The sequence below is a fragment of the Neobacillus drentensis genome (genome assembly GCF_036966985.1).
Classification (GTDB): domain Bacteria; phylum Bacillota; class Bacilli; order Bacillales; family Cytobacillaceae; genus Neobacillus; species Neobacillus drentensis_E.
The window spans coordinates 177-7,954 of record NZ_JBALSN010000294.1 but is presented as its reverse complement, the minus strand read 5'-3'; the positions used below and the strand labels follow the sequence as shown (position 1 = coordinate 7,954).

Genomic DNA, 7,778 nt, shown 5'->3' with positions numbered 1-7,778 from the left:
AAAAGAAATTAGAGGCCGTTTATACAACAGCAGAATCCTTTCAAGCTAAGGTCCAAGAGATTGTGATGAAAAACAGGAATGGAACATATCAAACACTTTTTCAGGCTTTAATAAAAGAATTAGACCAGATTGCCTTTAGGATGTATGTATGTGATGAGGATGGCTTCCAGAAATCTGTAAATATTTTCAAAGCAAAAGATGGTTGGATTTCACAATCCGAATACATTCATAAGAACTGGAGCTGGCGGCCATATTTTTTAGAAAATATTATTAAAATGAGAAATGAACGAAAAGGGATTTTATCCGACTTATATTCTGATATAGAAACTGGAGAAACCATTCGTACTTTTTCTTTTCCTATGAATGGGGATGATTATTTGTTTATTGATATTTCCTATCAATACTTATTTCAAAACGACCAATTACTTTAAAGGATTGAATGGATAGTTAATACCCAAAATTCGTTCATATAGAAAAAATTACCCTATTTTTTTATTTTTACTTGGACAAATGGTCGGTGTTATTTTATTCTTTTAATATTGGCATATTAAAAATACGGCTGGAAAATTATGAAAGTCATCCACTCGGATAGAAAAATGCTAAATGAGAAATATAATTGTAGATGTTTGTTTGGTTGGAAAGGAGTCGGAGCGCATGTCACAGCTTCAAGGTATATTAACAAGATTAAAAAATCTTCAGGAAACAGCAAATAGTGGTGAACCAGCACAACGCTATTTCGAAGTAAACGGAGATCGGAAGTGTCAAGTAACATTTCATCCGAAAACGGAAACATTTGAATTAGAAGTATATAATGAAAAGGAAAAACCAAAACGTTATCAATTTGACAATATTGATATGATTACAATTGAAATTTTTGATTTGATTCAATAAGGGACCTTAAGGGTTCCTTTCTTTTTCATGTCGTGCACGATGGTGGAGGAGGCAAAAACGTTTCCACCGTTAAGGTACCAAAATTAGCACAGACTCCTGAATACTATGGTAGAATGTAACTGTAGAAAAACAAATTTGAGGAGTTTCGGCGATGATCAGTCTTCCTAACGATGAATTTTTAAAATTAACGATAAAAGAATTAATGATTCCCTCTGAACGGGTCGCACATGTGCAAATTGGCAATAACCTCGAGCATGCCTTATTAGTTTTAACAAAAAGCGGTTATACGGCGATCCCTGTGTTAGATCCCCATTACAAACTTCATGGGTTAATTAGCACACCTATTATTATGGATTCAATTCTAGGATTAGAAAGAATTGAGTTTGAACAGCTAGAGAAGAAACGCGTAGAAGAGATTATGAAAAGCTCGGTACCGCGAGTGAAAATTTCTGCATCTATTAAAGAATGCATTGAGTTACTTGTTACTCAACCTTTTTTATGCGTTGAGACTGAAGATGGTTATTTTGAAGGCATTTTACCAAGAAGCACTTTATTAAATCAAGTAAATAAAATAATTAATAAATTTCAAAACAGTGAAAAATGATGCTTTTAGGCTCCCGAAATGGGAGCTTGATTTTTTTAAAGTTTGAGGTGGTAATATGAGTAATCCTACTGGTAAGGTGGTTACCAAGGAAAGTTCACAAAGAAAGCAAACAAAAAAACCACTAGTATTAGCTTCAGTGATGTTAGCGATGTTTATGGGAGCGATTGAAGCCACGATTGTTTCCACTGCAATGCCGGCCATTGTTGCAGATCTGGGCGGATTTACCCTTTATAGCTGGGTGTTTTCTGCATACTTATTAATGAATTCTGTAACCGTTCTCATCTATGGGAAATTATCTGACTTATTTGGCCGGAAACCAATTCTTACAATCGGAATTATTTTCTTTTTAATCGGTTCGATTCTATGTGGGTTCGCTACTTCCTTGAAAATGCTGATAATATTTCGTTTGATTCAAGGGTTTGGCGCTGGGGCTGTCACACCAATCGCGACAACCATCGTTGGTGATATCTACACTACTGAAGAAAGGGCTAAAATTCAAGGGTATCTGTCTAGTGTTTGGGGTATTTCTGCAATTACAGGACCAGCTGTGGGGGGCTTACTTGTTCAATATGTAAGCTGGCATTATGTTTTCTGGATTAACATTCCGCTTGGGATTCTTTCATTAGTGGGACTCTGGATGTTTTTACATGAAGATATCAATAAGAAAAAGCATGAGATAGATTACCTTGGCGCGATATTATTGACGTTCACGATCTCTTCACTGATGTTTATTCTTGTGGAAGGTGGAAGCCGCTTTGCATGGGGTTCTTGGCAGACACTAAGTTTATTTGCATTTAGTGCTTTAACATTACTAGGATTCGTGATTCAGGAAAGCCGTGCTAAGGAGCCGGTTATGCCATTTTCGATATGGAAAGAACGTTCAATTCTTATCGCTAACACAACCTCGCTGACAACGGGTATTATGTTAATTGGAATCTCGAGCTTTTTACCTACATTTGTACAAGGTGTGATGGAACAAACACCTATTGTCGCAGGATTTACATTGACAACGATGTCAATAGGCTGGCCTATAGCATCCACTCTTGCCGGACGGTGGTTGATAACCATTGGGTACCGAAAAACATCGATTATTGGCGGGGTGTCCTTAATCATCGGCAGTATCGCTTTTGTGACGATGTCAGCGTCTTCTGGGCCTCTTTGGGCAGCAGTGGGTTCATTTTTGGTAGGAGTAGGAATGGGCTTAACATCAACAGCATTTATTGTCTCGATTCAAAGCACTGTTGGTTGGGAACAGAGAGGAATCGCTACCGCATCTAATATGTTTATGCGAAATCTGGGAAATACAATTGGGGCCGCATTACTAGGAGGTATCCTAAATAATCGGCTAAGTCAATATTTCAGCCAAAATGGACATCCCTATTCGGTGGATGATGTCAATATCCTCTTAAAATCGACTGAACGAGACCATCTATCAGAATCAGCCCGAAGTATCTTGCAGAATGGATTAACCCATTCCCTGCACTTTGTTTATTATGTTGTCCTTGCTTTTGCTGTGATTAGTTTACTATTAATATTTTTTATACCGAAAAAGATTGATAGCTCTGTGTAACTTTCACAGGGCTTTTTTTAAGGAGTGGTCAGTTTGTCCTCATTATCTGAATTTCAGCTGCTATCTGTATTGGCCCAGGAAATGAATATGAGAAAGGCGTCAGAACGTCTATTTGTCTCACAACCAGCCCTATCACAACGATTGCAAACAATTGAAAAAGATTGGGGAACTAAATTATTTATTCGCTCACAAAAAGGTTTAGCACTAACCCCTGCTGGAGAACATGTCATTCAATTTGTCAATGATGTGCTAACAAAGCAAGAAAAGGTCCGTGAAACCATTTATTCTCTCCAGTCTGGGGTGTCAGGCACTTTAAAAATTGCTGTTGCTTCGATTGTAGGGCAAAACTGGCTTCCTCAGGTGTTAAAGAAATTTATTGATAGATATCCTCAAGCCAAAATTTCATTAGTGACTGGATGGAGCAGCGAAATTTTAAAATCCTTGTATGAGGATCAAGTTCATATTGGAATTATTCGCGGAACACCTGATTGGAAAGGTGTTAAAGTCCACCTTTTTAATGACCCTTTATATTTAGTTGACAGGGAAATTACTAGTCCTGAACAAGTGTTACATACGGATCGCCCCTTCATTCAATTTAAGAGTGATTCAAATTATTATCAGGAAATTCAAGATTGGTGGATGCGAAATTTTAAGACTTCACCAAAACGAACAGTTGTTGTTGACCAAATTGAAACCTGTAAACAAATGGCCTTTAATGGTATCGGTTATGCCATACTACCAGCGATAACATTAACGAAAACTGAAAGGGATATTTTCAAAATACCGCTTGTTGATGAGAATAATCACCCCTTAAAACGGGATACATGGCTTTTGGGCTATGAATCAGCTTTTCAACTAAAGCAAGTTAAAGCTTTTGTCGAATTAATTAAGGAATATATCGCAGAATCTTCAGAAGAATAAGGTGGTTTTTCTTGTTTTCATTTCTTTTGTTTGATAAAGTAATTTTTAGTAACGACAACAATAGGGGGCCTACTTATGAAAATGATGGATGCAAATGAAATTATTTCTTTTATTCAAAATAGCAAAAAATCTACACCAGTAAAGGTTTATGTAAAAGGTGAATTAGAGGGAATTGATTTTGGTAATGAAACAAAAACCTTTATTAATGGTAATACTGGTGTTCTTTTTGGTGAATGGTCTGAAATTAATGAAGTATTAGAAGCGAATAAAGCGAACATTGAAGATTATGTTGTTGAAAATGACCGCCGTAATTCTGCAATTCCTTTATTAGATACTAAGCATATTAATGCGCGAATTGAGCCAGGTGTAGTTATCCGTGACCAAGTAGAGATTGGGGATAATGCCGTTATTATGATGGGGTCTGTTATCAATATTGGTGCTGTGATTGGAGAAAAATCCATGATAGATATGGGGGTTGTCCTTGGCGGTAGAGCAACTGTTGGTAAGAACTGTCATATTGGTGCAGGAACGGTATTAGCAGGAGTAATTGAGCCACCATCCGCTAAGCCAGTAGTAATTGAAGATGATGTTTTAATCGGAGCAAATGCCGTTGTCCTTGAAGGGGTAACAGTTGGACAAGGTTCAGTAGTTGCTGCAGGTGCAGTAGTTACTCAAGATGTAGCACCATATACAGTTGTAGCTGGAATGCCTGCTAGGAAAATAAAAGATATCGACGAAAAAACAAAATCGAAAACAGAAATTATGCAAGAACTTCGACAACTATAAAAGTTAAAGCGCCTAGGCGGTTGAGCTAGATAGTAAAAGTGGAAGCGTGGATTCTTTCCACGCTTCTTTTATAGGGAGGAAAGGTAATAAATGAATCATTTTATCAAAATCCGCCGTGACCTTCATCAAATACCAGAACTAGGATTCCAAGAGTTTAAAACACAGGCATACTTATTAAATTACCTTGAGTCTTTGCGACAAGACCGAATGACAATAAAGAAATGGAAGACGGGATTGTTTGTTAAGATCCACGGTATAAATCCTCGAAAAACAATTGGTTACAGAACAGATATTGATGGATTGCCTATAAGTGAAGATACAGGCTTACCCTTTTCATCTGCACATAATGACAAGATGCATGCTTGTGGTCATGATTTTCACATGAGCATCGCTCTTGGGGTACTTACTTATTTTACAGAAAATCCAATTATAGATGACCTTTTATTTGTTTTTCAACCGGCTGAGGAAGGACCTGGCGGAGCAGAGCCAATGTTGAAATCAGAAGAAATGCAAGAATGGAAGCCAGACCAAATTTTTGCCTTACATATCGCACCAGAATATCCCGTAGGATCAATAGCAGTGAAGGAAGGTTTATTATTTGCAAATACCTCTGAATTGTTTATTGATTTAAAGGGTAAGGGGGGGCATGCAGCAAGACCACATGAAACGAATGATATGGTTGTTGCCGCTTGTTCATTGGTCAATCAGCTACAAACCATTGTTTCGCGAAATGTGGACCCATTAGATAGTGCTGTTATAACTATCGGAAAAATTACTGGAGGCACAGTTCAAAACATCATTGCTGAAAAGGCAAAACTTGAAGGAACGATTAGAACACTTTCTAGTGAGTCAATGAAAAAGGTTAAACATCGCATTGAAGCAATTGTTAAAGGAACCGAGGCTGGCTTTGAATGTGAAGCCGCTATCGATTATGGTTCGATGTACCATCAAGTATATAACACTGAGTCGATCACAAGAGACTTTATGAAATATATTCAAGAAGAAACCGATGTGGATGTCATTGAGTGCAAGGAAGCGATGACAGGTGAAGACTTTGGTTATATGCTTAAAGAAATCCCAGGGCTAATGTTTTGGCTTGGTGTAGAATCACCATATGGTTTACACCATGCAAAGTTAAATCCACAGGAAGAAGCAATAGGTGTAGCGATTAAAGTTATTACATCTTATTTCTCGCATCTGGGGAATAATTAAGCAGGCGGATTATTTTATTCTGATTCGCAATCATGATAAAATTAAAGTAGAATTAAAAGGGAAATTGTTACATATCGTCGTGTTATTCTGTAGCAAAAAGGGTAAACTTATGAAGGGGAAATAGGGTTATAATTAATAATGTTTATTAAATTAAATTAATTATAATTTAATATTGACTCGAAATAAGTTCTGTCCTATAATTAGGATTGTGATAAAAGATAGCAAATGAGAATTGCTATAAACACTCATTTTATTTAATATTTGGAGGGATTTGAATGCCTGAACGTATGGTAGGTAAACAAGCACCACGCTTTGAAATGGATGCTGTATTGCCAAACAAAGAATTTGGTAAAGTTAGCCTAGAAGAAAACATGAAAAACGATAAGTGGACTGTATTATTCTTCTATCCAATGGACTTTACATTTGTTTGTCCAACTGAAATCACAGCATTATCAGACCGCTATGAAGAGTTTGATGATTTAGATGCAGTTGTTATTGGTGCATCTACAGATACTATTCATACTCACCTTGCTTGGATCAAAACAGACCGTAAAGAAAATGGTCTTGGCGATTTAAATTACGCATTAGCAGCTGATACTAACCATGTTGTAGCTCGTGATTATGGCGTTCTAATTGAAGAAGAAGGTATCGCATTACGTGGATTATTCATCATCAGCCCAGAAGGTGAATTAATGTATTCTGTTGTTAACCACAACAATATCGGCCGTGATGTTGATGAAACTCTTCGCGTACTTCAAGCATTACAAACTGGTGGTCTTTGCCCAGCTAACTGGAAGCCAGGACAAGCTACATTGAACGTATAATTTGTAGAAAATAGATTGACCTAACCTATTATAGTGTTAGGTCTTTTTAATAGGAGGAAATCTAAATGAAATTACGTGAACCAATGCCAGAATTAACTGGGGCGGTTGAATGGTTAAATGGTGAAGTAACAAAATCTGACCTAATTGGTGAAAAACCTACCTTGATTCATTTTTGGTCGGTTAGCTGCCATCTTTGTAAAGAAGCTATGCCTCAGGTCAACCAATTCCGTGATGATTTTAAGGACAAGTTAAATGTGGTTGCTGTGCATATGCCTCGTTCTGAAAACGATTTGAATATAGAAGACATTAAACAAGTAGCTGCAGAACATGGTATCAATCAACCGATTTTTGTGGACAGTGAACATAAGTTAACAGAAGCATTCGAAAATCAATATGTACCTGCTTATTATGTCTTTGACCGTGAGGGTAAGCTTCGTCATTTCCAAGCAGGTGGAAGCGGCATGAAAATGCTCGAGAAACGTGTAAACCGTGTATTAGATGAATTGGAAAAAACAGAATAATAAACATTGAAAAGCTGCTCGGTGTGATTCGTAAAGGGTTCCGTTTTCGGGTACTTTCTTATTAAAAGACACAAGAATTGACGTATGAATTGGCATACGTCTTTTTTTTATCAAGGTTTCTATGAAAGTTTCATTAACTTTGACATATCAAAGGGCAGGACAATAAGTATTGTACCATGAAAGAAGAGGGCCAAAACTTGTGCCATTAGCAGTTCAGTTTTGAGTATCAATTATATTGATTTTTATAAGCTGGTTGATAAAATGCTGTTGATTCCCGCATCTAGGATCAAGAGGGTCCGCATTTATCGGTTGGGGGATCAGTTTAAGCATCCGAGCTGATAAATAGACGGAAAAATTCCGTCTAAATCGTAATTATTATTAAAAAATGCTTAAATAGACGGAGAAATTCCGTCTATTTACTCGAAAAGTTCGAAAATGGGAGATTTTGC

At 37.0% G+C, this 7,778-nt stretch carries 9 protein-coding genes; all 9 read left to right on the top strand.

Going from position 1 to position 7,778, the window contains the following annotated elements:
• On the top strand, positions 1 to 431 hold a 431-nt coding region (locus V7659_RS19315; RefSeq protein ID WP_335541484.1), incomplete at its 5' end, for an EAL-associated domain-containing protein.
• A gap of 223 nt (positions 432 to 654) precedes the next feature.
• The gene (locus V7659_RS19310; RefSeq protein ID WP_026566292.1) at positions 655 to 891 is read left to right on the top strand and encodes a YkuJ family protein; all 237 of its coding nucleotides are present in this window, start codon (positions 655 to 657) and stop codon (positions 889 to 891) included.
• Positions 892 to 1,042: 151 nt separating this feature from the next.
• On the top strand, positions 1,043 to 1,495 hold the full coding sequence (gene cbpB / locus V7659_RS19305; protein WP_335541482.1) for a cyclic-di-AMP-binding protein CbpB: 453 nt from the start codon (positions 1,043 to 1,045) through the stop codon (positions 1,493 to 1,495).
• A 55-nt stretch (positions 1,496 to 1,550) separates the two neighbouring features.
• The gene (locus tag V7659_RS19300; protein WP_335541481.1) at positions 1,551 to 3,065 is read left to right on the top strand and encodes an MDR family MFS transporter; all 1,515 of its coding nucleotides are present in this window, start codon (positions 1,551 to 1,553) and stop codon (positions 3,063 to 3,065) included.
• 33 nt (positions 3,066 to 3,098) lie between these two features.
• A complete protein-coding gene (locus V7659_RS19295) occupies positions 3,099 to 3,986 on the top strand; it encodes a LysR family transcriptional regulator (protein WP_335541480.1) in 888 nt (295 codons plus the stop codon).
• 75 nt (positions 3,987 to 4,061) lie between these two features.
• Positions 4,062 to 4,772, top strand: a complete 711-nt coding sequence (gene dapD, locus V7659_RS19290; RefSeq protein WP_335541478.1) for a 2,3,4,5-tetrahydropyridine-2,6-dicarboxylate N-acetyltransferase — start codon at positions 4,062 to 4,064, stop codon at positions 4,770 to 4,772.
• 90 nt (positions 4,773 to 4,862) lie between these two features.
• Positions 4,863 to 5,984 (top strand): N-acetyldiaminopimelate deacetylase, encoded by a 1,122-nt coding sequence (locus V7659_RS19285; RefSeq protein WP_335541477.1) that lies wholly within the window; start codon positions 4,863 to 4,865, stop codon positions 5,982 to 5,984.
• A gap of 275 nt (positions 5,985 to 6,259) precedes the next feature.
• A complete protein-coding gene (locus tag V7659_RS19280; protein ID WP_098572591.1) occupies positions 6,260 to 6,808 on the top strand; it encodes a peroxiredoxin in 549 nt (182 codons plus the stop codon).
• 65 nt (positions 6,809 to 6,873) lie between these two features.
• Complete coding sequence (locus V7659_RS19275) at positions 6,874 to 7,329, top strand: TlpA family protein disulfide reductase (protein ID WP_144548735.1); 456 nt, start codon at positions 6,874 to 6,876, stop codon at positions 7,327 to 7,329.
• The last annotated feature ends 449 nt before the right edge of the window (positions 7,330 to 7,778 follow it).